The organism is Klebsiella sp. 2019SCSN059, assembly GCF_021739525.1.
Lineage (GTDB): Bacteria > Pseudomonadota > Gammaproteobacteria > Enterobacterales > Enterobacteriaceae > Klebsiella > Klebsiella quasipneumoniae.
In genome coordinates this window covers 63,479-87,923 of sequence record NZ_JAKKOM010000022.1, presented here as the reverse complement: position 1 = coordinate 87,923, position 24,445 = coordinate 63,479, and the positions used below count along the sequence as shown (strand labels likewise).

Here is a 24,445-nt window from a genome sequence, read left to right as displayed (position 1 = left end):
GAAAGCGTGCGTATTGCCTGAAAACACAACCCGCTACGGGGGAGACTTACCCGAAATCTGATTTATTCAACAAAGCCGGCTCTAATATCAATAAATGATGAAAGCCTGCGGACAGACTGCCCCGGCAGTCTGTTCGTGCTTTGAAGAGCAGTCAATCTGCGCTTTGTTTGTTTTTCTGTTCAGGGGTCTGCTATATGAAGTACAGCACCACACTACCCGTTAAGGCGCTTCCGTCGGCGGAAAAATATGACGGCAAAGGGCCAGAATACAAGCGCCGCTTTCATGTCATGGCTAAACCAACCGGCTCAACCTGCAACCTCGATTGTTCCTACTGTTTTTACCTGCACAAAGAAGAGCTTCTGCATCAGGACAGACATACCGGAATGAGTGACGAGGTGCTGGAGAATTTCATTCGCCAGTATATTGACGGTCAGGACGGTGACCAGGTGGTATTTTCCTGGCAAGGCGGCGAACCCACGCTGATGGGGTTAGCGTTTTTCCAGAAGGTTGTGAAATTTCAGAAGCAGTACCAGAAGCCCGGACAGCGTGTCGAGAATGATTTACAAACCAATGGCGTGTTGTTAAACGATAAATGGGCTGAATTTCTAAAAGAACATCAATTTCTGGTGGGACTCTCGATTGATGGCCCACGAGAACTGCATGACCGCTATCGCGTGACCCGTAGCGGCAAACCGACATTTGACAAAGTGATGGCGGGCGTTGAGGCCCTGAAGCGTCACGGCGTCCCATTTAACGCGCTGGTAACGGTAAACCGGACCAACGCCCGCTTTCCGCTGGAAGTGTACCGCTTCGTCACCCGCGAACTGGGTGCGACCTATGTACAGTTTAATCCCTGCGTCGAACCTGTTGATTTCAAACAAACCGCGCCGCAATTCTGGCAGGATGACGCCATCCCGCTCACCGGTAGCCGCCGCGCGCGTCCCGGCGACCTCGACTCCATTGTTACCGACTGGTCGGTTGACCCGGAAGACTGGGGCACGTTTCTGATTGCCGTTTTTGAAGAGTGGGTGAATAACGACCTGGGCCGCGTGCAGGTCAATCTGTTTGAAACGGCGGTCGCCCAGACAATGGGAATGCCGGCGCAAATTTGCACCCACTCAGAATTCTGCGGAAAAGGGCTGGCGATTGAGAAAAACGGCGATATTTATTCCTGTGATCACTATGTCTACCCGGAATATCAGATCGGCAACATTGAGCATGCTCAGCTTTCGCATCTGGCTTTCTCCGAACGGCAGAAAGCGTTTGGCATGGGCAAGCGCGACACGCTGCCCAACTACTGTAAAGCCTGCCCTTATCTGAAGCTGTGCTGGGGCGAATGCCCGAAAAACCGCCTGGTGCGCGCACCGGACGGCGAGTTGGGACTGAATTATCTTTGCCCGGGCATTAAGGCCTTTTTCAACTATGCCGAGCCGATCCTGGTGGGCATCGCCACTTTAATTAAACGTGATTTTGCAGGGCTACGCCGATGATAAATCGAGAGAAGTTATTGCAGCTTGAGCAACGCATGAACGAACAGGTTCTCGGTCAGGAAGAACTGGTGCGCATGTTGATAGTCGCCCTGTTGTGCGACGGACACGTGTTGCTTGAAGGTTTACCGGGCCTGGCGAAAACGCGCGCGGTACGCGAACTTGCCCGCCACGTTGAGGGGGATTACCGTCGTATTCAGTTCACGCCTGATCTTCTGCCCTCAGATATCACCGGCAGCGAAATTTATCAGCAAAACGCCACCCGTGAAGAGGATCAGTTCCGCTTCCGTCCCGGCCCGGTGTTCGGCAATATCATCCTCGCCGATGAAATCAACCGCGCCTCGGCCCGCGTGCAGTCCGCGCTGCTCGAAGCCATGGAAGAACGTCACGTCACCGTGGCGGGCAAAAGCTGGCCTTTACCCGGTGTTTTTATGGTTCTGGCCACGCAAAACCCAGTGGATCAGGAAGGTACCTGGCCTCTGCCGGAAGCCCAGCTGGACCGTTTTTTGATGAAGGTACTGGTGCACTATCCGTCAAAAGACAATGAACAGAAAGTGATGCAACTGGTGCGCGCCGAGCAGCAGAAAAAGTATCAACAACTGACGAGTACCGCATCAGCACAGCCAGAACAGACCGATACGCTCATGCTGAGTCAGCAGGAAATCGCTGAATGCTGGCAGGCGATTTCCGCTATTCACGTCTCCCCGACCGTCGAAAATTATATCGTCAACCTGGTAGACTTAAGTCGTCATCCACAGTCGGTGAGCGATACGCTGGCCGGTTATCTGACGTTTGGCATCAGTCCTCGCGGCACGCTGGCCCTGGAGCGCTGCGGGCGAGCGCAGGCCTGGCTGGAAGGCCGGGACGCGGTGCTGCCCGAAGACATTAAAAAGATCGCCCCAGCGGTATTACGTCATCGTCTGATGCTCAGCTACCAGGCCAGCGCGGATAACTGCACACCGGACGATGCCGTGCGGATGCTGCTTGATGCCGTGGTGGCATAATGAGTAGCGCCGTTCGCATTGACCGGGAAACGCTGCTGAAGCTCGCCGCAGAGGCGCGAGCCATCGCCAATCCGCCAGGGCAGATCCCGCCTGGCGCGCTTGGGGGTGAACGTACATCACGCCAGCAGGGCCGCGGGCTGAACTTTGACAGCCTGCGTCGTTATCAGCCCGGCGACGACGTCCGGCTGATTGACTGGCAGGCTACTGCCCGCATGCGTACGCCGTGGATCCGACTTTATAACGAAGAAAAAGAGCGCCCCGTCTTTCTGCTGGTTGATCAACGACGGGATATGTTTTTTTCCACGCGCGTTCAGACAAAATCCGTCGCGGCAGCGAAAACTGCCGGATTGCTGGCGTGGCGCAGCTGGCACGACGGCGATCGTTTAGGCGGCATTGTCTTTGGCGATCGGGACTGTTCTCTGCGTAAATGCCGCGCGCCAAACGGTACGCTTCCCGCATTTCTCGACGATATTGTGCAGTACAACCACGCCGTGGCGGATAATTATCCGCGGGAAACGCCTGACCCACTTTCGCTGGCCGCCATTCTGCGCCACTCTCTGCCGTTAATTCCAACCGGCTGCTGGGTCGCGTTAATCAGCGACTTTCACGATCTGGATAACGAGTGCGATGCGCTGCTGGCAGCCCTGCGCCGTCGAGGGGAAGTGAGTGCATTCGTGATCCTCGACGATCTGCATTTGCGCCTGCCTGCACACGGGCGGCTGGCCGCTCGGTATGAAGGGCAAGAGGCGGCATTTTCGCTCTCGCCTGCGCTACAGGACGGCATCAAACAAAGCATCACGGCGCGACTCTCAGCCCAGGCGTCTCGTCTCACGCGACTTGGCGTGCAGGTGAAGCAGATTGTCGTCGCCGGAGATCTACTCAGACAGCTTCAAAAAGAGGTATAGATGCTGGAGAAAGGATTTACGGTACCCGAACTGGCGGAACCGGTTCTTCCCGATTCACCGTCATGGTTTCCCCTACCGCCGGGATGGTTTGTACTGGGCGGTATCCTGCTCGCCCTGTTGCTCATTTATCTCATCATCCGCATCGCCAGATGGCGGCGAAACCTGTGGCGTCGCCAGGCGCTGGCGGCTCTCGCTCAACCGCAAACGGTAGACAGCTGGCTGCTGCTGATGAAACGTATTTTGCTGGTGCATCAGCCGCGGGAGCAAGTGAGCGGCGCGCTGGATCCTGCCCAATGGTTGCAAAACGTCCCGCTGGATGACGCGTTACGCCAGCAGCTGTGCGAACGCTACTGTCAGCCAGAGAACCAGCTCAGTGATGGCGATACCGAACGGCTGCGTATGCAGCTTCGCTCCTGGCTTGAAGGATTACCCCATGTCTGACTTCTTCTCACGTCTGGCGTTCGCCTGGCCGTGGGCCTGGCTGCTACTGATCCTGCCGCTGGCAAGTCGCTTTGTGATGGCCAAAGAGCGCTCGTTGAAAGAGTATGTCCGGGTTCCTTTTTTGCCTGGGCTGATTAACGAACTCCAGCTTAACAACCAACCTGCACATGGCGGGAAGCTATCCACCTGGCTGTTCTGGCTGGTATGGTCGCTGTTGGTCTGCGCCCTCGCCCGCCCGGAATTGCTTGCCCCGCCGCAGCATACTGAAAAACCGATGCGCGATATTATGCTGATTCTTGATGTTTCCGGCTCTATGGAGAAAAACGACGTTACGGGCGGTATCACCCGTCTGCAGGCGGTACAGAGCTCCGTTAAAAAATTCGTAGCGGCTCGTAAATCCGATCGTATCGGGCTGGTGATTTTTGCCAACAGCGCCTGGCCTTTCGCGCCCGTCAGTGAGGATAAACAGGCGCTGGAAACCCGTATCAATCAGCTTGCGCCTGGCATGGCGGGACAACAGACGGCGATTGGCGACGCGCTGGGCGTCACGGTGAAACTGCTGGATTCCAGCGGCGATACTGACGCCAGTAAATTAGCCATCCTTTTGACCGATGGTAACGACACCGCGTCACAACTGACCCCTCGCCTCGCCGCACAGCTGGCGGCCCGTCATCACGTACAGGTTCACACCATCGCCTTTGGCGACGTGAACAGCGGCGGCGATGACAAAGTGGATGTCGCTCTTTTACAGGATATAGCTCGCACCACCAGCGGGCGCGCCTGGACGGCAGAGAATAGCGGGGCTTCGCTGGATGCGGTCTGGCAAGAAATTGACGCGATTACGCCAGTGCAGGTAAAAAGCATCGGCTGGTCGTGGCGTATACCGCTTTTTGCCTGGCCGCTTGCCGCCGCACTGCTTCTGTTGCTGACCTTTAATCTGTATCGCGCGTTCAGGGAGAGAGCGGCATGAGTGATTTTCACTTTTTATACCCCTGGCGTTTGCTGCTGCTGATCCCGGCCATCGCGCTGTGGTGGTTACCCTCCGCCGGGCATAGCGCCTGGTCGCGCATCATGGACAAGCCGCTGGCGAAAGCGCTGATCGTCGGGCGGCAGCGCAAGCTCACCCGCGTACTGCCATGGCTGGCGATGCTTGGCCTCATCGCGCTGGCTGGCCCAAGCTGGCAGCGTCAGCTTCCCGCCGCGCTGACGACGGAAAGTAACGTGATGGTGATTTTGCAACAGGATACCGCCATGTTTGCCAGCGATCTGCCTCCCAGCCGCCATCAGAGGATGCAGACCAAAATCCTGTCCCTCATGGAGCGCATGCCGGGTACCCGATTTGGCCTGGTGGTGTATAACTCCGGTGCCTGGCTAACCACCCCGCTCACTGTCGATACGGCGTTTTATTCGCTATTCCTGCATGCGCAAACCCCCGCGTTATTACCGTCTGGCGAGGGTTCCGGACTTCAGCATGCCATCTCACTGGCCATGCATAATATGCCCACCGCCCCGCGCAGCATTATTCTGGTGGCGGATACCCTAAGTGCGGATGACGCCAGATGGCTAGGCACACAAAAGACACCGCTGCAGATCTGGGTGCCGGGAACCGCTCAGGGGGGCGCGCTGCCTGAAAAATATGCCGCCAGTGAAACCGATACGCGACTGAATGTTAAACGCTTTGAGCAGGTGCGAGACGAGGGGATCCCCGTCACGCTGGTGACCACCGATGATGACGATCTGCCCGTGATACAGAGCCATATTCAACAAAGTGTCACCGCGCAGAACAATGCCCGGAGTGATTTACACTGGCGTAACGATGGCTGGATGCTGGCGATACCTATGCTCGTCATGCTGTTTATCTGGCGACGCCAGCTCTTTTGCTGGGTTTTAATCGCGCCGCTGCTGCTCTGGCAGCCATCCGGCCATGCCGCCTGGCTGGATGCCTGGATAAGCCCCGATGTGCAGGGTCAGCGTGCTTTTGCCGAGGGGGATTATGCCCGCGCGGCCCAGCATTATAGCGACCCGCTCCGGCAAGGTATTGCATGGTATCGGGCGAGCAATTACCCCGCCGCTACCGCCGCGTTCCGCCAGGCGCAACAAACCCCGGAAACCCTGCTCTGGACAGGCAATAGTTATGCCCAGCAAAAACAGTGGCAGCAGGCGCTAAACAGCTATGACCGGGCGTTAAGTCTGCGCCCGGACTGGAAGCTGGCCCAGGGGAACCGCGCCAAAATCGCCGCGATCATCATGCAACTGCGGCAAAAAGAACGCGAGAAAAAGTCGGCGCAAGGTGAAGAAGCCGATTACAAACCTGATGAAATTAAGCATGATTTGAAACCCGACGATGGCGTTGAACAAAAGGACATTCAGCCCATTGCTGGAGGGAATCCGCAGGTGAATCAGTGGTACGAAAATCTGACCGTTTCGCCTTCGGGGCTGCTGGAAAGTCTCTACCGGACTCAGTCAGGAGAAGGCCAATGAAACTTATCTGGTTAATTCTGGTGGCGGCGCTTCCCTGTCAGGCAGCCATGACGGTCACGCGCGAGCTGGTTGCTCCAGAACACGTTGTCCCAGGCCAACCGGTGCGCGTGGCGGTGACGTTCTGGACGGATTCATGGTTTAATCCGCCGCCGCAGTGGCCCGGTTTCCCGGTCGAAAATGGCGATATCTCGAGCAAAGCCGAACCCAATCAGCTTCTGACCCGTCACGCCGAGGGAACCAGCTGGAGCGGCGTGCGCATGGAACGCCAGCTCACTGCCTGGGATGCAGGTAAGCTGCGTTTACCGGCTTTTGAAATGACGTTAACCGCCTCCGGACAGGCGCCCGTGACGGTCAAACTACCGGCGCTGGAAACGCAGGTTAACTGGCCGCAAGGAATTGAACAGCCAGACCGTTTCCTGCCCGCTTCAGGTCTCTCGCTCAGCCAGAAGGTCAATATTTACCGTAGTGGTAAAGATAAAACGCTGCGTGCCGGCGACGTTATTGAACGCGTCGTCACCGTCCGAGCCACGGAGGTGATGCCCGCCCAAATCCCACCGCTGCTCTATGCCATCAGCGGCACCCATACCCAGCGTCTGCCGCCTGAAAATCGTCTGCTGACTTCGGGCCGGGGGGATCTTGAAGGCGCGGAACGCGTGGAAACGCTCCGCTATTTGCCTGTTGTTGCGGGGGAAGTCACGCTGCCGCCGATCAAATTGCGGTGGTGGGATACAACCCATCAGCAGTGGCAAACCGCTGAACTCCCCGGCAGCACCTACCGGATTGCCGCTTCGCGCTCGGCCGGTGCGGAATCTTCGTTAAAGGGCGATCGTGGCACGTTGACCCGGCAGAATGCGTTAATGCTCGCAGGCGGCCTCGCGTTACTCATGCTGATGTTTATTTTCCGCCGCACTTTGCTGCGTAGCGCGCGTTACTTATCTCACCGTTGGCGCCGATTCTGGCAGCCACTTTCGCTACCGGGACAGACCCCGGATAACAGGAGTTCACGATGAAGCGTACGTTAATCGCTCTGACTTTATTCGCCCTCTGCGGCAACGCAGTGGCAGATCCACTCTCAGCATGGAACGATACGGCAGCCAAGCGCGCCATTGAAGAATGGGTGCAAGGTGCCACCAACCCAGACCGCTCAACGTTTATTCCGGCTGAAAAACGCTACGTCGTATTTGATAATGATGGCACCCTGTGGCCAGAAGCGCCGCTGACGTTTCAGATCCGGTTCGTGCTGGATGAGATCAAACGTCTGGCCCCGCAACACCAGGAGTGGTCTAGCGACGCGTTGGTGCAGGCCGTGTTGAAAGACGATATCAAAACTGTCGCCGCTTCCGGCGAAAAAGGGCTTATACATCTTTTATCGCTGACGCACAGCGGCATGACGACTGATGACTTTAATCAGCGCGTTGCTAACTGGGTTTCATCGCATAAGGACCCGCGTTTTGGCTGCCAGTACGATCGGATGGGATATCAGCCGATGCGTCAGCTTCTGGAATATCTGCGGGCTAACGGTTTCAAAACCTGGATTGTCTCCGGCGGCGGTATCGATTTTATGCGCGTACTGTCGCAAAAAATGTACGGCATTCCACCTGAACAAGTGATCGGGTCGTTTTCGCTTGGCGAATTCGCGTTATCTGATGAAGGGACAAAAATTACCAAGACAATGTCGGGGGCCTTCAATGACGATGCAGCCAATAAACCCGTGGCGATCCACCTTTTCATGGGCCAGCGCCCTGTCGCGGCATTTGGCAATAGCGATGGCGATCTCGCCATGCTGCAGTACACCGCCGCCAATCCTGACGTCAAACCCTTTGGCCTTCTGGTGCATCATACGGATTCCGTGCGTGAATATGCCTATGATAGTCATCCTCCAGCCAGCGGAAAGCTGATTGATGGATTAACGCAGGCAAAAGCGCATGGCTGGACCGTCGTTGATATGAAGCAAGACTGGAAAACGGTGTTTGATCCGGCACAGTGTGTGACCCAGCCGGGATCGTAGAGCCTGTACCTCAAGATAGCTGAGCAAAGCGCAAAAACAGGGGCAAAGGCCCCTGTTTTATTACCGGCGGCTCATCGCCAGCTTCGCCGCAAAAAGCAGAAACAGGCAGCCGGTCGTTCGATCCATCCATTTCACTACCGCCGTTTTTTTCAGGATACCGGCGGCATAGCGAGTGGCGGTAATCAGCGTTAACGACCACAGCGTACCAATCAATACATGGATAGTAACCAGGAGAAAGGTCCATGTGATGGGGGAATGCCCCGCCGGGATAAACTGAGGTAAAAACGAAACGTAGAAGACGCCCATTTTGGGATTAAGCACATTTCCCAGCATCCCACGCAGAAACCAGTTGCTCGTGGCGGTTGCCGCTGCCGGATTGCTGTTAAATTGCTGGCGCGGACGCAGAAGCAGCTGGATGCCCAGCCAACAAAGGTAGCCCGCGCCGCACCATTTCAACAAGGTATAAGCCAGCTCAGAAACCGCCAGCAGCGCGCCCAAACCAAAGGCCACCAGCGCGCCCCAGATAAAGCACCCGAGATCGATGCCTAACGCGGCATGCAAGGCTTTGCGCCCGCCTTCAGCGGTCGCCGTGCGCAGTATAAGCGCGGTATCCAGACCTGGCGTCAGGGTAAGCAGAGTGGCAGCGAGGGTGTAAGCCAGAAGTGAATCAGTGACGAGCATTTCCTGTCTCCGAAAGAGACAAGGCTACTGAAGCGTTCACATTTTTGCAACAAGAATGATGAGCCATTCAAGGTGAATGGCGTTCCGCCTGGATAACGGGAAGTACACCACATGAAGCTCTCTATCTAACGCATACAACAACCGGACCTGTTGCAACGAACGGAGCCGGTTTAATTCTGTCAGAGCGGAGAAGGCAACTTAACTGATGCTTGCCCTTTTAGCATTTAAAATTCTGTTCGCGCCATCGACAAACCCTTCACCACCTGGAAATTGACTTATCCAGCGAGGCAATGATGATATAACTTGCGCTATGTCATTGATCGTGTTCATTCCCAACGTTTTGCTGTAGTAACTGAACATAGGTGCATCATTGAGCGAATCACCACTGTAGAAAACCGATGCTTGTTCATCAGATTCTTCCAGTGCATAAAACTGCTTTAACACCTTTCTGCTCATGACGAGTTTGTCATATCCCCCTAACCACCCCAGTACCCATAAATTATTAATGGTATAGCTGCATTTATTTTCCACTAATTCGTCAATAAGTTGTTTGGTCTGTTCATGATTTTTGGGAAGTTTGAAAGCAATACTCGTCAGGCGAAAATCCTGATCGTCAGAAACCTCAACCCAGGGGTATTTCTGGCGAATCTTGAAAAGAATATGGCTGATGTTTTTTCGATTAAGAAGATAGTTGTCTTCATGCCAGAAATACCTGTTAATACCCTCACCGACGTTATTTCTGATAAGAAATAATCCTCCATTTTCAGCGATGACCCCATCAACAGGCCACATTCTCGCCATCTGATCGGCCCACCCCGCAGAGGCCGCCGTTACCGGAATAACCTTAATGCCCGCATGTTGTAGCATTTCCAGACTCTGATAGGTTCTGGCCTGCAGTCTGCCCTTATAGGTCAGCGTTTCATCCATATCAGTTAAAACAAAACGAATATTCCATAGCTCTTCATTCTTAGCGCTATCAATTAAATTCATAATCCCTCCATACTGGTGATATTAATGGCTTTCTTGATAAACGTTAATATCAATTTGGCATTTGATATTCACTATTAATTCGAGTGATTAAACCTTCTCACTGCACGAAGAAAGTCCGCCAGGGCATTATATGTCCGAGGATAAATTTATTGCTCCGTACATTCAGCAGGAACACTTCGAGGCCCTTCTCCATCAACGATCTGCGCAATCGGCCCCCCCTGCTTATCGCTTCAATTCGTCCTGCCACAGCGGGGATGACGCCAGCTGATGGCATACCGTGTCGATAAATACCCGGGTCTTGGCGGGAACCAGCGTGCCGGGCGGCATCAGGGCATAAACGCTGACCTTCGCCGCGCTACGCCAGTCGGGCAGCACGCGGACCAGTTCCCCGCGCTGCACCGCCTGGCAAACCATCCACCCCGGCAGCAGTGCGATCCCGGTTGCCCGAATCACCGCCGTCAGCAGCGCTTCACTGATATTGGTGGTGAGGGGGCCGGCTGGCGTCACCTGGATATGCTCCCGACCATTTTCGAGGATCCAGTAGGGCCAGTCCGGATGGTGGGTAAAGCCGAGACACCGATGGGCTGCCAGTTGCTCAGGATGAGTCGGCTCACCGAAGCGTTGCAGATAGGCCGGCGAAGCAATCAGCTGACTTCTAAACGCCCCCAGCTCGCGCCCGGTTAAGGTACTGTCCCGCACGCTCCCCAGGCGAACCACCGCATCAAACCCCTCCGCGACAATATCGACCCGTCGATCGAGAAAATGGGCATCCAGGCGAATATCCGGATACGCCTGCAGGAAATCAGGAAACACCGGGGCAATCAGCTCCCGGCCAAAGGTCACCGGCAGCGAAACCCGCAACGTTCCCTGCGGGGTGGCAGCAAAGTCCCCCACCTCCCGGCTGGCGGCGCTGAGCTCATCCAGCGCCGCGCGGGCGCGCTGCAAAAACCAGGTTCCGGCTTCGGTAAGCGTTACGCTACGGGTAGTGCGCACCAGCAACCGGACGCCCAGTTTTTTCTCGAGGTGGCTAACCCGGCGGGAAATGACCGACGCATCCCGAGCCAGCCTGCGGCTGGCCCCGATAAAACTCCCTGTCTCGGCCACACAGACAAACGCCATCAGCTCTTCAAAATCATCGAACATGATTCCTGCACCCAGCACATTAATCATTTGCAAATAAGGCTGATTATCAGCGATCTGCCAGGGTATTAACATAGCGGCTCTGCAAACTACAGTGAGAGAAGCACATGAAAACGTTTTTGAGTATCGGGTCCGGTCCTGGGATGGGAATGGCGACGGCCTCACGATTTGCTGGTGAGGGATTCCGGGTGGTGCTGTCCTCACGCAATAAAAACTATGTGGCGGCGCAGGCCGACCAACTGAGAGCGGCTGGATTAGCCGCGGAAGGCCGCGTAGCGGACGCCAGCGATATCACCAGTATCGTGGAACTCATTCGCGAGGTAGAGGTGGAGACCGGCGGCGTGGATGTGCTGCACTTCAACGCCGCGGCCATACATGACGGTAATCTGGAGACCCAGTCGGTGGCAGGCTTCATCCAGGATCTCACCACCAATATTGGCGCGGTATATGCCGCCATCAAAGCGGTCACTCCTCGGATGGCCGCGCGTGGAGAAGGCGCGATCCTGCTGACTGGCGGGATGTTTGCCACTCAGCCTCATCCGGAGTATCTGACGCTAAGCGTCGGCAAAGCCGGGCTGCTTAACCTGACGCATGGCCTTTTTCCGTTATTAAAAGCGCAGAATATTCATCTTTCCATCGTGACGGTGGGGGCGTACGTCACGCCGGGTTCCGCCGAAGCCCGGGAGATTGCCGAACTGTTCTGGCAGCAATATCGCCAGCCATCAGCGCAATGGACAGCGGAAGCGTTTTATCCCGCCCCACACCATCAGTAACCTTCCCCGGCCGTCGCTCGGCGTCCGGGAGGCATCGCCCGGACATGTGGAAAAGACATCATCCATCGCTTGCTTTCCCTGTCACCTCGGATCAGGATACGTCGATATTCATGGAGGCTATGTGATGAAATATTTTATCGGTATGGCGGTGACGTTATTGTTGAGCACGCCGGTGCTGGCGGCGGGCGAGCTTGAGATAAACCAGTCTCCTCTGACGCTGGTGCTGAGTGACCAGAATCAGGCACGGGTCTCTTCCTGTGCCGATTTCATTGCGCTGCGTAAAGCGGGAGAGACCGTCGATGCGCTGCCCGGACTTTCTGACCCGGATGGCCGTGCGGCGGAAGCGGCGTTATTCTCCTGCTGGCTACAGGCCTACACTATCGATCACACGTTATTGCCCTCTGCCGCGCCGAAACCTACCCTGGCTGACGTGGTTCAGCACTTTCCTGCCAGCGCGGCGTTTATCGTCAGCGTTGACGAAAAGCAGGACGTCGCCAAAAACTTTGTGGGGAAAACCATCGCGGACTATACCCCGGACCTGAAAGCCAGGGACGATCGTCTGGAATCAGCGGCTAGCGCCAGTGGCTATGTGCTGGATGAATATTATGCGTTTACCGATAAGCAGGGGCATCAGCTCAACATTGTGGCTCTGGTGGGCTACGCCATCGGCGGTACGGCAAGCGTGAAAAGCTACTATCGCATTGATGACACGCACGCCCGCGTCTGGAGCGTCACCCGGCTCGATGAGAACAGCCCGCTATAAGCGAGGGTTCCCTCTGCGGCGCTACCGCAGAGGGTGTTCCGTTTACCTGGCCAGCCACTGGCGCCAGCCGCCCCAGGCGGTGATCTCGGTGGCCGCGCCCAGCCCCCCGGCTTCGCAGATAAAGCCCGTCACCCAGCGGCCGTCCGCCAGCTCAATCTGTCCCAGCCCCAGCGGCGCGGGGATGGCGGCCAGCAGCGACCCCACCTCAGCGCTGGGGATCGCCCAGACTTCCACCGCTATCGCGGCCCCCTCTGGTTCGTCACGCACCATCGCCGGGCGCTTGCCATCCGGGAGGGCATACAACCGATAGCGCGGCGCGCTGTGGGTCGCCTGCAGCAGCCGGCCGCCCCGCGCCAGCAATTGACCGTTCAGCGGCTGGCCGGTCAGGTGGGCGCCGCATACCGCCAGGGCCATCCGATCATGGCCCGCGGGGTGCGCAGGCGGCGGGCTCTCCAGCTGCGCGCCGCCTGCCAGCGGCAGCCGCTCCGCGCGCTGGAAGGCGTCGGCCAGGCTCAGCAAATACTGATCGGTAAAGGCCCGGCCGAACAGCGTGACGCCGGAGGGCAGTCCGTCGGGCATAAACCCGCACGGCACGCTCACCGCCGCATAGTCCAGCAGGTTCATAAAGTTGGTGTAGTAGCCCAGGTCGGCGTTGCGGGCGATGGGCTCCGCCGCCAGCTCGTCCAGCGTTACCGGCTGCGGTAAGGTTGGCGTGAGCACGCAGTCCAGCGTCTCGAGGATAGCATCGCACTGCGCTTTATACTCCTGCAGCTGATACATCGCCTTAAAGGTCGCCGTCGCGTCGATATCAGGCGCTTTCGCCAGCACGTCGCGAATAACCGGCAGCACGGCGTCAGGCTGCTGCTCAATCAACGGGCCAGCCACCGCATAGCGTTCAGCGACCCATGGCCCGTCATACAGCAGGCGGGCGGCGGCGAGAAAAGGCGCGAAATCGATCGCCACAGCTTCCCCGCCGAGCGCCGTCAGCCGCTGCACGGCCTGGGCGAACAGCGCTTCGCTGGCGCGGCAGCCGAGGAAGTTAAGCTCCCGCGGGACGCCAAAGCGAAACCCGGCGGACGGCCTGCCGAAGGCCTGACGACTGTTCCACTGAGGATTGCGGCGGCTGTAGCTATCCTGCGGATCGGCCCGGGCAACCAGCGCCAGCAGCTGGCTGGCCTCGTCGGCGGTGGCGCTGAAAAAGGTCACGCAGTCCAGCGTGCGGCAGGCCGGTACCACCCCGGCGGTGGAGATCACCCCTTTCGTCGCTTTCAGGCCCACCAGGTTATTCAGCCCGGCCGGGACGCGACCGCTGCCGGCGGTGTCGGTCCCCAGCGCGAAGCTGGCGACGCCCAGGGCTACCGCCAGCGCCGAGCCGGCGCTGGAGCCGCCGGAGGGATAAGCGGGATGGTACGCGTTGCGGCAGCGACCATACGGCGAACGGGTCCCGTTCAGGCCGGTGGCAAACTGATCGAGATTGGTTTTGCCCACCGGCACCGCCCCCAGGGCAATCAGCTGTGCGACAATGGTCGCGCTTTGCGTCGGCCGGTAAGCAAACGCCGGACAGGCAGCGGTGGTGACGATTTCCGCAAGGTCAATATTATCTTTGATGGCGAACGGCACCCCGTACAGCGGGAGCGTGTCTGGCGAATGGCCTTCCAGCGCCGCCAGAAACGGCGCCTGCTCCGCTTCGCTCAGGAGATGGATAAACAGATTAAACTCGGGATCCAGCGCTTGCGCCCGCTGGCGGATCCCCGCCAGCAGCGCGCGCGGGGTGGTGTGGCCGTTACGATAGTTCGCCGCCAGAGTCGCCAGGCGTAAATCAAACGTCTGCTGCATCATGCCTTCTCCTCAATAATCACTGCCACCCGCTGCCCGGCACGCACCGCGCTGCCTGGCTGCACATTGACCTGCTGAACCCTGCCATCACACGGCGCCAGCAGCGGGATCTCCATTTTCATCGACTCAAGCACCACCAGCACATCGCCGGCGCGTACCCGGCTGCCGGCCGCGGTCTGTACCTGCCACAGATTACCGGATACCGGGCTTTCCACCCCCTGCTCCCCCGGCTGCAGCGGCGCATCGCCCGCCTCTTCTGTCGCGCTCTCCTGACTGTCGAAATGGGCCTGGCCGCTGGCGATCCAGCGCTCGCGCTCGTCGTTAAACGCCCGCTGCTGATGGTCGCGAAATGCGCTAATGCTCTGCGCCTCGCGAGAGAGAAACTGCTGGTACTCCGCCAGCCGCAGCGTGCTGTGCTCGATGCGCAGCGGGTAGCGTCCGAGCGGGAAATCGCGGCGAATAGCCAGCAGTTCTTCCGCCGAGACCGGATAGAAACGCAGCTGGTCGAAAAAGCGCAGCAGCCAGGGCTTGCCGGCAAAATCGGCCACCTCGTGATAGCGATTCCACATCTGCAGGGTGCGGCCGACAAACTGATAGCCGCCCGGGCCTTCCATGCCGTAAACGCACAGATACGCTCCGCCGATGCCCACCGAGTTTTCCGCCGTCCAGGTTCGCGCCGGGTTGTATTTGGTGGTGACCAGCCGATGGCGCGGATCAAGGGGCGTGGCCACCGGCGCGCCGAGATAGACATCGCCGAGACCCATCACCAGATAGCTGGCGTCAAACACCGTTTGCCACACCGCCTGCTCATCCGGGAGATCGTTTATCCGGCGAATAAACTCGAGGTTGCTTGGGCACCAGGGGGCGTCCGGGCGGACGGTGGTCATATATTTGTCGATCGCCTTGCGGCAGGCCGGATCGTCCCAGGAGAGCGGGAGATGCACCACCCGTGTCGGAACCTGCAGATCGTCGCTCATGCAGACCGTGGCCCACTCCTCGCGGACCCACGCCAGCAGCGTCTCCAGCGCCAGCGTTTCCGGCTGGAAATGGAGCTGCAGAGAGCGGATCCCCGGCGTGATATCGATGATCCCGTCCCGGGATTGCCCCTCAAGGGCCTGCATCAGGGCATGGATGCGAAAGCGCAGCACCAGATCCAGCTCCGCCTCACCGGCCTCCAGCAGCAGATGGGTATCGCCGGAGAGGCGCGCCACCAGGCGTTTGTCAGCGTCGCCGCAGGTCATCACCACCGGTGAGGTGAGCGGCACAGGCTGCCAGGCAACGTCCTGCGCCTGCAGGGTCGCCAGCTCCGCGCGACGGCCTGCCGCCAGCCGCCGGGCGGTGGGGACGTCAACCGCTACAAAGCGCACCTTATCCCCCGCCTTAAGCTGGCCCAGCTGCCAGAGATCGGCTTCGATCACCGTGACCGGGCAGACAAAGCCCCCGAGGCTTGGGCCGTCCGGCCCGAGGATCACCGGCATATCGCCGGTAAAATCCACCGCCCCCACCGCGTAGGGGTTGTCGTGAATATTCGACGGATGGAGCCCGGCTTCGCCGCCGCTGTCGCGGGCCCAGACCGGCTTGGGCCCGATCAGGCGCACGCCGGTGCGGCTGGAGTTAAAATGCACTTCCCAGTCGGTGGCAAAAAAGGTCGCCATATACGCCGGGGCAAAGAACTCCGGCGCGCCGTGGGGGCCATAAATCACCCGCAGCGCTCGTACTTCCAAAAGCTCAGGGCGCAGCCCTGCGGGAAGCGCCGCGCCTTCCATGGTCTCAGCCGGAGGCGCAAGATGCAGTACGTCGCCGGCGCGCAGCGCCCGTCCGCCGTGGCCGCCAAACTGACCGAGGGTAAAGGTGCTTTTACTGCCCAGGTAGTCCGGCACCTGAATGCCGCCGCACAGGCAGAGATAGCTTCTGACGCCTGGCCCGCTTATCGCCCCCAGCCTGAGGGTCGCCCCCGCCGGAACAGAGAAGACGCCGTCCATCTCCTGGTCGATGCCGTCGAGCGTTACGGGCAGCGGCGCGCCGCAGACTACCGCCTGCACCGCGGTATTAAATTTCAGCGTGGGTCCGCTAAGGGTGATCTCCAGCGCGGCGTCGCCCTCGGCATTGCCCAGCAGACGATTGCCCAGGCGCAGCGCCCGGTCATCCATCGGGCCTGAGGGCGGTACGCCCACCGCCCAGAACCCCAGACGTCCCGGGTAGTCCTGGACGCTGGTCTGGGTGCCGGCGCTGAGTACCTCCACGGTATCGGCCCGGTAGCGCAGTTGCTCCAGACAGCGGGTCCAGGGTTCCCCGGCGGTGAACGGCGCAAAGCCAAGGATCTGCTGCAGGTACTGGCGGTTGGTTTCGACGCCGTACAGGCGGGTCTCCGCCAGGGCCTGCGCCAGGCCGTCGATCGCCTCATCGCGGCTGGGGCGCCAGACAATAGCTTTCGCCAGCAGCGGGTCAAAAAACGGCGGCACTTCACAGCCGGCCTCGACCCAGCGGTCGATGCGCAGGGTAGCGCCGTCCGCCGGCGGAAACCAGACGTCGGTTAACAGTCCGGGCGAAGGCTGAAACTGGCGGCCAGGATCTTCGGCGTAAATTCGCGCCTGAATGGCATGCCCCCGGGGCTGTAGCCCGGCGGCCAGCTCGCTCAGCGGCGGTAAATCCCCTGCCGCCAGGGCGATCATCCAGCGCACCAGGTCCACGCCCCACACCTGCTCCGTGACGCCGTGCTCCACCTGCAGCCGGGTATTGACCTCGAGGAAATAAAAGCGCTGCGCCGCGCTGTCGTAGACAAACTCCACCGTCCCGGCGCTGCGGTAGTTCACCGCTTTACCGAGGGCAATGGCCGCGCTACACAGCGCCTGCGCCATCCCGTCCGGCAGATTTGGCGCCGGCGTCTCTTCAATCACTTTCTGGTTACGCCGCTGCAGCGAGCAGTCGCGCACGCCGAGGGCGATAACCGCCCCCTTCCCGTCGCCGAAGATCTGCACCTCGAGATGGCGGGCGCGTTCAATATATTTTTCGAGAAACACCCCGGCGTCGCTGAAGTTGTTTTGCCCCAGCCGCTGCACCGTGGCAAACGCCTCGCTCAGTTCGCGGGCGTCGCGGCAGACGCGCATGCCAATCCCTCCGCCGCCCGCCGTGCTCTTGAGCATCACCGGGTAGCCCACCGCCTCTGCCGCCCGGCAGGCTTCTTCGCTGTCGGCCAGCAGGTCGCTGCCTTCCAGCAGCGGAACGCCCTCCGCTTTGGCCAGCGCGCGGGCGGTATGCTTCAGGCCGAAGGTTCGCAGCTGTTGCGGGGTCGGGCCAACAAACGCCAATCCCGCCGCCTCACAGGCCTCGGCGAAGGCGGCGTTTTCCGACAGAAAGCCGTAGCCGGGGTGGATGGCGCGGGCGCCGCTCTGCCGCGCGGCGGCAATGATCTTCTCTACGACTAAATAGGTTTGCGCTGCCGGCCCCTCGCCAAGGCTGAGCGCCTCATCCGCTTCGCGGACGTGCAGACTGCTCAGGTCGGCTTCGGCGTAAACGGCGACGCCCTTCACCTGCATGGCGCGCAGGGTGCGCAGAATGCGGCAGGCAATCGCCCCGCGGTTGGCAATCAGTAAGGTATCAAACATAAGCGGAACTCACAGCGAAGCGGGTCGTCCCGCAACAATTCGTCTTTCCCTGAGGTCGTCCCCGGGAGAACCGGCGCTTAAAGGTGGCGCGTCGGCGTGTGGTTCAGGCGGTCGGCGCGAACGGCGAACAGCCGAAAGGCCAGCAAACGCCAGCGCTGCCAGCGGGTCAGTTCCATACCAGCACCTCGGCGGGGGTCGGGTTCCAGCCATTGCAGGGATTGTTGAGCTGCGGGCAGTTGGAGATCAACACCATGGCGTTGCACTCCGCGCGCAGTTCCACGTATTTTCCCGCCGCCGAGATGCCATCCGCGAAGGTCAGACCGCCCTCCGGCGTCACCGGCACGTTCATAAAGAAGTTAATGTTGGCGCCGATATCGCGCTTATGCAGACGGCCATCATGCAAACAGGCGCAGAGGAAATTATCCCGGCAGCTGTGCATGTAGCGCTTGTCGAGGGCGTAGCGGACGGTGTTGCTCTCCTGGGCGCAGGCGCCGCCGAGGGTATCGTGCCGCCCGCAGGTATCGGCCACGATGGTCATCAGCGGACGGCCAAGGTTGGAATAGAGCACGCTGCCGGCGGTGAGGTAGGCGTTACCCTGGCGGCGCAGCGTGCGCTGCGCATCGTAGCGCTCGCGCGGGTTGTCGGCGTTGTAAAACAGGGTATCAATCGCCTGGTTGCCTTCGAGATCGAGCAGACGCAGGGTTTGCCCTTGTTTAACCTCGAACAGCCACGGCTCCCCGGCGGGGATCACATGGCGATAGACGGCCTCTTCCGGACGTCGGTGACTGGTGATAAGGGTCATAAACGCCTCCTTACAGGGCAAAAAGTTGGGTATTGCGGAACGCGCGCAGGTTCTCATCGCGGGTCAGGAGCGCCTGAGTGGCCGCGTCTTCATCGTCGGCCTGATACCAGCTCAGCTGCACCGGACGGGGGGCATACTCTGTGGCCGGATCCTGAGGATGCGGGAGCGCGGTGAGGACCAGCAGGACGTCCATCGGGGCATACAGTTCCACATAGTCCCCGGCGCGGCTGTTGCCGGAGACAAAGTGAAAGCGCCCCTCGTCATCGACGGTCACTTTGCTGAAGAAGTTGACCACCATCAGCAGATCTTCCAGACCGAGATCCCATTTCCCCATCTCCACCAGCAGGTTATCGACGCCGTTGCGGTAGAAGCCATTGCGTAATTCCTGGTAGCGTCCGGCGCCATATTTGTCGTGCGTCTCCCCGGCGTTGAGGACCCCGCCGAACGGATCGTGCCAGCCGCAGCTGTCGGCGACGATCCCGGCCAGCACCCGGCCCATATCGGAGTAGAAACAGTGCCCGGCGGTCAGGCGCGCGGTATGCTGTCCTTTGAGGGTATCCGGCAGGTTGAGCCGCTCACTTTTCTCATGGGGATTGAGCATCATCATGCTGACGTTTGCCCCGCCGTCGAGATCGGTCAGGCGCAGGATCTGCCCTTTGCGCAAAATCAGCGAGGTGTGCGCCCCGCCGGGAAGCCGCTCTTCGCGCAGGCTGGGGGTGGAGTGAAACAGTTCAGTCATCAATTTATCTCCTTAATGCGTAAACGTTGGTGTCGCTACCGGCGGCCAGTTGCGCCATCCGCGCTTCATTGAGCGGGATGTCGTAGGTAATACGCGCTCCCCAGGCGTTGGGCGCCTGCGGGTCGATGCGCACTTTGTCGAACACCAGCAGCCTCGTGCCCAGGTTGAAGCCTTCGGCCAGGTCGTGGGTGACCATAAACACCGTCATGCGCGTTTCGCTCCACAGCTGGAGCAGCAGCGCATGCATATCCTTGCGAATGCCGGGATCCAGCGCGCCGAAGGGCTCGTCCAGCAGCAGCACCCGCGGCTGCATCACGAACGCCTGGGCAATGGCCAGCCGCTGCTGCATCCCGCCCGAGAGCTGCGCCGGGTATTTATCCAGGGCGTGTCCCAGGCCCACTTTCTCCAGCATTCGCTGGGCCTGTTGCCGGGCCTCGCGCTTTCTGCCGCCAAACAGGCGCCCCAGCAGCGGGGACGCCGGCAGCTCCAGGCCGATGGCGACGTTATCCAGCACGTTGAGATGCGGAAACACCGAATAGCGCTGGAAAACCACGCCGCGACTGCGGTCCGGCTCCGCCGCCAGCGGCTGGCCGTCGAGCAGGATGGCGCCGCGGGTCGGTTGCTCCTGACCGAGCAGCAGACGCAGAAAGGTCGATTTACCGCAGCCGGACGCGCCGACCATTGAGCAAAACTCGCCCTCTTTCACCTGCAGATTAATGCGCTCCAGCACCACGTGGTCGCCGTACTCCTGCCAGATGTTTTTGATGTCGATAAAACTCATCCCCGGCCTCCTTCCGCCCACGGGAAACAGGCTTTGTGCAGCTGACGCAGCGCCAGATCCATCAGCCATGCCAGCAGCGTGATCCAGATGACATACGGAATAATCACGTCCATCGCCATATAGCGCCGCACCAGGAAGATGCGATACCCCAGCCCGGCGGTGGCGGAGATGGCCTCGGCGGAGATCAGGAACAGCCATGCCGAGCCCAGCAGCAGGCGCAGAGAAGCGATCAGCCGCGACAGCAGCTGAGGAAGCACCACCCGCAGCACCACCGTCCAGCTATTGGCCCCCAGGGTCTGCGCCTTTATAAACAGCTCCGCCGGGATCTCCCGCGCCCGCTGCTCCAGGTCGCGCGCCAGCATCGGCGTAATGCCGATGACGATCAGCATCACTTTCGACAGCTCATCCAGGCCAAAGACGATAAACAGCACCGGCAGGATTGCCAGCGGCGGGATCATTGACACCACCGTCATCAGCGGCGACAGCGCCGCGCGGTACATCGGGAAGACGCCGGCGGCGATACCGATGCCGAGGCCGATGAGCGACGAGACGGCCAGGCCCGTCAGCAGACGGCTCAGGCTGATCAGCGTGTCGGCCCACAGCAGATACTCGCCGCTGCGTTTGTCCGGGGTGAACGCCATCCGGTCAATGGCCGCCGCCATCTGCGACAGGCCTGGCAGCAACTTGTCCTGCGGATTGGCTTCCAGCCGCACCGCCGATCCCATAAACCAGGCGGCGATCAGCAGCACAAACGGCAGCAGCATCAGCGTCAGGCGCATCCCCTTTTGGGGATATCGGTTAATGTGGCGCATGGCGTGGTCTCCCGGCGGCAATCATTACAGCTGGCCCGCGGCGGCCAGCTTCAGGTAGCTGTCGTCAAAGCGCAGTTTGCGGTTGGCGGCATCGCCGAGCGTGACATTGCCCGGGAAGGTCATGCCGATAAAGTCCGCGCTCTGCGCCCCCTCGCCCAGCAGACCTTTATCGAAGGAGAACTGCGCCACACGCTGCATGGTTTTCGCCAGATCCGGCGAGGCGATAAACGCCAGGGTGTCGGCAGGCGTCCAGAAAAGATGAGTGGTTTTGAGCTGCGCCTGGTAGCCGGCGAGATCGGTACCGGAGTCGGCGGCCATAGCGCTCAGCGCCTGGGTATCGCCGGCCTTCATTTTGGCCATCATTTCAAACCACGCGCCGGTCAGGGCTTTGCCCAGCGCCGGGTTATCTTTCAGGGTCTGGGTATTGACCACCATCATGTCGATAAGCTCGCCTGGCACCTGCGAGGAGCTAAACACTTCGCTGGTTTGCGGGGTCTTTTTGATAACCGACAGCTGTGGATTCCAGGCCACCGCCGCCCGCACGCCGCTGGTGCCGAAGGCTGAGACGATATCGGCATCGGAGGTATTCACCACCTTGACGTCTTTTTCCTGCAGCCCGGCTTTTTCCAGACCGCGCACCAGCAGATAGTGGGAGACCGACAGCTCCGGGAGATACACCGACATCCCTTTCAGGTCGCTGAGCTTTTTATCCGCCCCTTTCAGCACCACCCCGTCGTTACCATCGGAGTAGCTGCCGGTGATCAGCGCCGTGCTGTCGACACCGCCGGCCGCCGGAATGGTCAGGGCGTCCATATTCGTCATCGTGCAGCCGTCAAACTGTCCGGCGGTGTACTGATTGATGGATTCGATGTAATCGTTGAGCTGAACAATATTGATTTTGATGCCGTACTTGCTGGCCCATTTATCGATGATCTTTTCATTGCTGATGGCGCCCCAGGGCATCCAGCCGGCGTAGATGGTCCAGCAGACGTTGAACTCTTTCTTGACGGCGGCAAAGGACGGGACGCTGGTCAATAGCGTCAGTGACAGGACAAGTGAGCGGAGGAGCGGCGATGTTTTCATGGTGGACCTCTGGTTAGCACGAGAAACGGAGCAGCGCGACACCCAACGGTGCTGCTGTCTCCCGGGCTTTTATCCCGCCGTGTAACCTCGCCGAGGTCGCCAGCTCTCGGACCAGACGTTCACCGCGGTGAACCGGAACCCTAGCCAGCTATTGTGTGATCTAAATTGTCTGTTGCGCTGCTTTCTGCTGATGGTCTTGCAAGCGCCATGCCAGGAGCCAGACAGCCGTGCTTTCAGTGATTTACCGCCAACCGGCGCATCGCCTCCCAAAAATGGGGAGTAAAAGTGGGGCATTGCATGGCTTTGGTGCAAAGGGAAAGCCCGCCGCGTTCTGGACAACAACCGGCCGGGGGTCATGGGGGATGAATCCTGTAGCTGATTATCATGGCGCGGGGTAAATGTTTGCCATTACGCCGCTTCGACATGAGGGGATGACGCAGGCGCTTCTCCCCTGTCCCGTCGCCAGGCGGGGATCATATTTTTACCGCCTGTTTTACCCGCCTGACGGTAAAGCATTTAAATGTTGAATACATACTAACGCTAAATCGCAGGCTTGTGCGTTTTAACGCACAGTGATAATGTTGCGCCACGTTAAGTAGAGGGGTGGAATAAATTCACCATTCGTTAACTCAGAATGCCTGGCCTGTTAAATACAAGTTAAAATCACGCCAATGTTATTTAACACAGAGAGGTTCCATGAAAATATTGCTGATGTTGCCCACCCTTTTTCTGTTAAGTGGTTGTGTGGATCTGGGGGATGTGGGCATACACCCGGAAGAAGAAACCTATTACGTTAATCAGGGAAAACATCAGGTGATCGATTGCCTTCATTATGCCGCTTCTAAAGCGAATTTATCGCTGGAATATGATGACACTCTTCCTGAAAACATCGATAAATACAACCTGATGAATACTGAAAACACGACTGTCGCGTGGGTGGAAATCAGTAACTTCAACGGCAGGCAGACTTCGGTAGAATTTTATTATGCGCCGCATGCCCCGGATATACATCGGTCGGTCACTACCATTGCTGAACGGTGTTCATAATGCCCGGATAACCAGAGACAGAGTTAAGCTGAAAAGAAACGAATGATGAAAACCTCTCTCCTTTTGCTAATAGCAATGCTGGTGATTTCTGGCGAGTTACACGCTGATACTGTTTTTTATCAGGATAACCATTTTGTCGGGCACTCTCTTTTTACAGGCACCGTAAGCAAAGCGAAGCACCATAATAAATTAGCGATGAGTTTTGGCATTTGCCAACTGAGAAAAATCATCAGGAGCGTCACGGATAGCGACGCAAAAAAAGACGCGTAAAGATTGTCCAATAGCTGGCCAGTGTATCCCCCTCCAGGCAGACGCACCTCCCCCGAAAAATGAAATACGAGTGACCTACTTCAGATGAGCGTAGTGCTTTGCACGGTTGATGTCTGCCGCGCACGCCCCTCATCATCCAGATGTTATGTTCATCTCGTAACACCTGACGGACGCCTGGTGTTACGCTAACGTCATTTAAGGCAGATCATCCACACTCGGAGGGTAGTTATTTTGTTAAGCAGTCTTTACCGAAAGCGAGACGGACAAAAGGTATATTCAGTATTTCAGGATCGGCGCTGCTGAAGAACACGTTACCTGTTCGGCTTTCAATGGGTTTGTATTTTTTCAGCATCTCCATTTCAATACCCGTGCTCATAAATGACTTGCCATTTTTATCATACAAAAAGAAGCACATTTTGTTATCTTTGCCAGGTTCAATGCTTTTATCAGAGAAGTTATCAAGCGTAACTTTATAGGTCACCAGATACTTCGCCTCGCCGGTCACGCTATCCCATTCACTTCCGGCGGCCTCCTTTAGGGCAAAAATCTTGACCCCTGAAAAATAAGGATCAGGATTCTTTTTATCAATAGCCTGCACCGTTCCTGAGGCAGCGATGGCTACAGCCAGCGCAATACCTTTGGCAATATAATTATGCATTTCCCACCTCATTCAATTTACTATTAAGTGAACGCTACCATAGATCATGATATTGGTATTATCAATGATATTCTCCGTCATCACTATTTGATGAAAATCCAGTCTGTCATTATATTTAAACTTATAAATCAGTGCATTG

General features: G+C 58.5%; 23 protein-coding genes and 1 riboswitch. Of the genes, 12 read left to right on the top strand and 11 right to left on the bottom strand.

Translation table 11 applies throughout. The annotated features are described in order from the left end of the window. Window positions 1–194: 194 nt before the first annotated feature. From L2I46_RS20155 to L2I46_RS20120, 8 genes are read left to right on the top strand one after another with little or no spacing between them, the layout of a single operon-like run. A complete protein-coding gene (locus tag L2I46_RS20155) occupies window positions 195–1,490 on the top strand; it encodes an anaerobic sulfatase maturase (RefSeq protein WP_032452881.1) in 1,296 nt (431 codons plus the stop codon). Next, window positions 1,487–2,491 carry an AAA family ATPase gene (locus tag L2I46_RS20150; RefSeq protein ID WP_049014087.1) on the top strand — a complete coding sequence of 335 codons (1,005 nt, stop codon included), beginning with the start codon at window positions 1,487–1,489 and terminating at the stop codon, window positions 2,489–2,491. Before L2I46_RS20155 ends, L2I46_RS20150 begins: the two co-directional genes overlap by 4 nt. Then, the gene (locus L2I46_RS20145) at window positions 2,491–3,396 is read left to right on the top strand and encodes a DUF58 domain-containing protein (RefSeq protein WP_236948176.1); all 906 of its coding nucleotides are present in this window, start codon (window positions 2,491–2,493) and stop codon (window positions 3,394–3,396) included. The genes L2I46_RS20150 and L2I46_RS20145 overlap by 1 nt, the downstream gene beginning before the upstream one ends. After that, entirely contained in the window at window positions 3,397–3,837 is a 441-nt protein-coding gene (locus tag L2I46_RS20140; protein WP_032452884.1) for a DUF4381 domain-containing protein, read from the top strand. Beyond that, on the top strand, window positions 3,830–4,807 hold the full coding sequence (locus L2I46_RS20135; protein ID WP_236948175.1) for a VWA domain-containing protein: 978 nt from the start codon (window positions 3,830–3,832) through the stop codon (window positions 4,805–4,807). Before L2I46_RS20140 ends, L2I46_RS20135 begins: the two co-directional genes overlap by 8 nt. Next, window positions 4,804–6,318, top strand: a complete 1,515-nt coding sequence (locus L2I46_RS20130) for a tetratricopeptide repeat protein (protein WP_102003974.1) — start codon at window positions 4,804–4,806, stop codon at window positions 6,316–6,318. The genes L2I46_RS20135 and L2I46_RS20130 overlap by 4 nt, the downstream gene beginning before the upstream one ends. After that, window positions 6,315–7,328 (top strand): BatD family protein, encoded by a 1,014-nt coding sequence (locus L2I46_RS20125; protein ID WP_072420173.1) that lies wholly within the window; start codon window positions 6,315–6,317, stop codon window positions 7,326–7,328. Before L2I46_RS20130 ends, L2I46_RS20125 begins: the two co-directional genes overlap by 4 nt. Next, complete coding sequence (locus L2I46_RS20120) at window positions 7,325–8,326, top strand: HAD family hydrolase (RefSeq protein ID WP_102002565.1); 1,002 nt, start codon at window positions 7,325–7,327, stop codon at window positions 8,324–8,326. The genes L2I46_RS20125 and L2I46_RS20120 overlap by 4 nt, the downstream gene beginning before the upstream one ends. Before the next feature lie 60 nt (window positions 8,327–8,386). Here the strand turns inward: L2I46_RS20120 and L2I46_RS20115 are convergent, their stop codons facing one another. The 3 genes from L2I46_RS20115 to L2I46_RS20105 all read right to left on the bottom strand — a co-directional run bounded on the left by L2I46_RS20115 (window position 8,387) and on the right by L2I46_RS20105 (window position 11,140). After that, window positions 8,387–9,007 (bottom strand): LysE family translocator, encoded by a 621-nt coding sequence (locus L2I46_RS20115; protein ID WP_023289726.1) that lies wholly within the window; start codon window positions 9,005–9,007, stop codon window positions 8,387–8,389. Window positions 9,008–9,205: 198 nt separating this feature from the next. Further along, entirely contained in the window at window positions 9,206–9,997 is a 792-nt protein-coding gene (locus L2I46_RS20110; protein ID WP_032452889.1) for an HAD-IIB family hydrolase, read from the bottom strand. Window positions 9,998–10,219: 222 nt separating this feature from the next. Beyond that, window positions 10,220–11,140, bottom strand: coding sequence for a LysR family transcriptional regulator (locus L2I46_RS20105; protein ID WP_132135811.1), 921 nt, complete (start codon window positions 11,138–11,140; stop codon window positions 10,220–10,222). A 104-nt stretch (window positions 11,141–11,244) separates the two neighbouring features. Between L2I46_RS20105 and L2I46_RS20100 the strand changes: the two genes are divergently transcribed. Continuing rightward, window positions 11,245–11,910, top strand: a complete 666-nt coding sequence (locus L2I46_RS20100) for an SDR family NAD(P)-dependent oxidoreductase (RefSeq protein WP_236948174.1) — start codon at window positions 11,245–11,247, stop codon at window positions 11,908–11,910. Window positions 11,911–12,034: 124 nt separating this feature from the next. Next, window positions 12,035–12,673 carry a hypothetical protein gene (locus tag L2I46_RS20095; protein ID WP_032452892.1) on the top strand — a complete coding sequence of 213 codons (639 nt, stop codon included), beginning with the start codon at window positions 12,035–12,037 and terminating at the stop codon, window positions 12,671–12,673. Window positions 12,674–12,715: 42 nt separating this feature from the next. Here the strand turns inward: L2I46_RS20095 and atzF are convergent, their stop codons facing one another. The 7 genes from atzF to L2I46_RS20060 form a co-directional block, all read right to left on the bottom strand. Further along, on the bottom strand, window positions 12,716–14,512 hold the full coding sequence (atzF, locus tag L2I46_RS20090) for an allophanate hydrolase (RefSeq protein WP_236948173.1): 1,797 nt from the start codon (window positions 14,510–14,512) through the stop codon (window positions 12,716–12,718). After that, complete coding sequence (uca, locus tag L2I46_RS20085; protein ID WP_236948172.1) at window positions 14,509–18,114, bottom strand: urea carboxylase; 3,606 nt, start codon at window positions 18,112–18,114, stop codon at window positions 14,509–14,511. Before uca ends, atzF begins: the two co-directional genes overlap by 4 nt. Window positions 18,115–18,280: 166 nt before the next feature. Next, the gene (locus L2I46_RS20080) at window positions 18,281–18,916 is read right to left on the bottom strand and encodes an urea amidolyase associated protein UAAP2 (RefSeq protein WP_023289733.1); all 636 of its coding nucleotides are present in this window, start codon (window positions 18,914–18,916) and stop codon (window positions 18,281–18,283) included. Window positions 18,917–18,926: 10 nt separating this feature from the next. Further along, window positions 18,927–19,655: an urea amidolyase associated protein UAAP1 gene (locus L2I46_RS20075; protein ID WP_032454968.1), complete on the bottom strand. Its 729-nt coding sequence runs from the start codon at window positions 19,653–19,655 to the stop codon at window positions 18,927–18,929. Between the two features lie 4 nt (window positions 19,656–19,659). Beyond that, window positions 19,660–20,436 (bottom strand): ABC transporter ATP-binding protein, encoded by a 777-nt coding sequence (locus L2I46_RS20070; protein ID WP_044523302.1) that lies wholly within the window; start codon window positions 20,434–20,436, stop codon window positions 19,660–19,662. Then, window positions 20,433–21,248 (bottom strand): ABC transporter permease, encoded by an 816-nt coding sequence (locus tag L2I46_RS20065; RefSeq protein ID WP_023289736.1) that lies wholly within the window; start codon window positions 21,246–21,248, stop codon window positions 20,433–20,435. The genes L2I46_RS20070 and L2I46_RS20065 overlap by 4 nt, the downstream gene beginning before the upstream one ends. Window positions 21,249–21,272: 24 nt before the next feature. Beyond that, entirely contained in the window at window positions 21,273–22,331 is a 1,059-nt protein-coding gene (locus L2I46_RS20060; RefSeq protein ID WP_032452903.1) for a putative urea ABC transporter substrate-binding protein, read from the bottom strand. A gap of 56 nt (window positions 22,332–22,387) precedes the next feature. Then, a riboswitch (guanidine-I (ykkC/yxkD leader) is annotated at window positions 22,388–22,486 on the bottom strand. Between the two features lie 541 nt (window positions 22,487–23,027). Between L2I46_RS20060 and L2I46_RS20055 the strand changes: the two genes are divergently transcribed. Next, complete coding sequence (locus tag L2I46_RS20055) at window positions 23,028–23,378, top strand: hypothetical protein (protein ID WP_085551839.1); 351 nt, start codon at window positions 23,028–23,030, stop codon at window positions 23,376–23,378. 42 nt (window positions 23,379–23,420) lie between these two features. Beyond that, window positions 23,421–23,648, top strand: coding sequence for a hypothetical protein (locus L2I46_RS20050; protein ID WP_236948171.1), 228 nt, complete (start codon window positions 23,421–23,423; stop codon window positions 23,646–23,648). Window positions 23,649–23,874: 226 nt separating this feature from the next. On the opposite strand, the gene L2I46_RS20045 is transcribed toward L2I46_RS20050, so the two are convergent. Beyond that, window positions 23,875–24,306, bottom strand: a complete 432-nt coding sequence (locus tag L2I46_RS20045) for a DUF4354 family protein (RefSeq protein ID WP_032452906.1) — start codon at window positions 24,304–24,306, stop codon at window positions 23,875–23,877. Window positions 24,307–24,445 lie beyond the last annotated feature (139 nt).

Coding starts and splice junctions, on each gene's coding strand:
- L2I46_RS20155 (WP_032452881.1), top strand. CDS start 195: ATGAAGTACAGCACCACACTACCCGTTAAGGCGCTTCCGTCGGCGGAA.
- L2I46_RS20150 (WP_049014087.1), top strand. CDS start 1,487: ATGATAAATCGAGAGAAGTTATTGCAGCTTGAGCAACGCATGAACGAA.
- L2I46_RS20145 (WP_236948176.1), top strand. CDS start 2,491: ATGAGTAGCGCCGTTCGCATTGACCGGGAAACGCTGCTGAAGCTCGCC.
- L2I46_RS20140 (WP_032452884.1), top strand. CDS start 3,397: ATGCTGGAGAAAGGATTTACGGTACCCGAACTGGCGGAACCGGTTCTT.
- L2I46_RS20135 (WP_236948175.1), top strand. CDS start 3,830: ATGTCTGACTTCTTCTCACGTCTGGCGTTCGCCTGGCCGTGGGCCTGG.
- L2I46_RS20130 (WP_102003974.1), top strand. CDS start 4,804: ATGAGTGATTTTCACTTTTTATACCCCTGGCGTTTGCTGCTGCTGATC.
- L2I46_RS20125 (WP_072420173.1), top strand. CDS start 6,315: ATGAAACTTATCTGGTTAATTCTGGTGGCGGCGCTTCCCTGTCAGGCA.
- L2I46_RS20120 (WP_102002565.1), top strand. CDS start 7,325: ATGAAGCGTACGTTAATCGCTCTGACTTTATTCGCCCTCTGCGGCAAC.
- L2I46_RS20115 (WP_023289726.1), bottom strand. CDS start 9,007: ATGCTCGTCACTGATTCACTTCTGGCTTACACCCTCGCTGCCACTCTG.
- L2I46_RS20110 (WP_032452889.1), bottom strand. CDS start 9,997: ATGAATTTAATTGATAGCGCTAAGAATGAAGAGCTATGGAATATTCGT.
- L2I46_RS20105 (WP_132135811.1), bottom strand. CDS start 11,140: ATGTTCGATGATTTTGAAGAGCTGATGGCGTTTGTCTGTGTGGCCGAG.
- L2I46_RS20100 (WP_236948174.1), top strand. CDS start 11,245: ATGAAAACGTTTTTGAGTATCGGGTCCGGTCCTGGGATGGGAATGGCG.
- L2I46_RS20095 (WP_032452892.1), top strand. CDS start 12,035: ATGAAATATTTTATCGGTATGGCGGTGACGTTATTGTTGAGCACGCCG.
- atzF (WP_236948173.1), bottom strand. CDS start 14,512: ATGATGCAGCAGACGTTTGATTTACGCCTGGCGACTCTGGCGGCGAAC.
- uca (WP_236948172.1), bottom strand. CDS start 18,114: ATGTTTGATACCTTACTGATTGCCAACCGCGGGGCGATTGCCTGCCGC.
- L2I46_RS20080 (WP_023289733.1), bottom strand. CDS start 18,916: ATGACCCTTATCACCAGTCACCGACGTCCGGAAGAGGCCGTCTATCGC.
- L2I46_RS20075 (WP_032454968.1), bottom strand. CDS start 19,655: ATGACTGAACTGTTTCACTCCACCCCCAGCCTGCGCGAAGAGCGGCTT.
- L2I46_RS20070 (WP_044523302.1), bottom strand. CDS start 20,436: ATGAGTTTTATCGACATCAAAAACATCTGGCAGGAGTACGGCGACCAC.
- L2I46_RS20065 (WP_023289736.1), bottom strand. CDS start 21,248: ATGCGCCACATTAACCGATATCCCCAAAAGGGGATGCGCCTGACGCTG.
- L2I46_RS20060 (WP_032452903.1), bottom strand. CDS start 22,331: ATGAAAACATCGCCGCTCCTCCGCTCACTTGTCCTGTCACTGACGCTA.
- L2I46_RS20055 (WP_085551839.1), top strand. CDS start 23,028: ATGAAAATATTGCTGATGTTGCCCACCCTTTTTCTGTTAAGTGGTTGT.
- L2I46_RS20050 (WP_236948171.1), top strand. CDS start 23,421: ATGATGAAAACCTCTCTCCTTTTGCTAATAGCAATGCTGGTGATTTCT.
- L2I46_RS20045 (WP_032452906.1), bottom strand. CDS start 24,306: ATGCATAATTATATTGCCAAAGGTATTGCGCTGGCTGTAGCCATCGCT.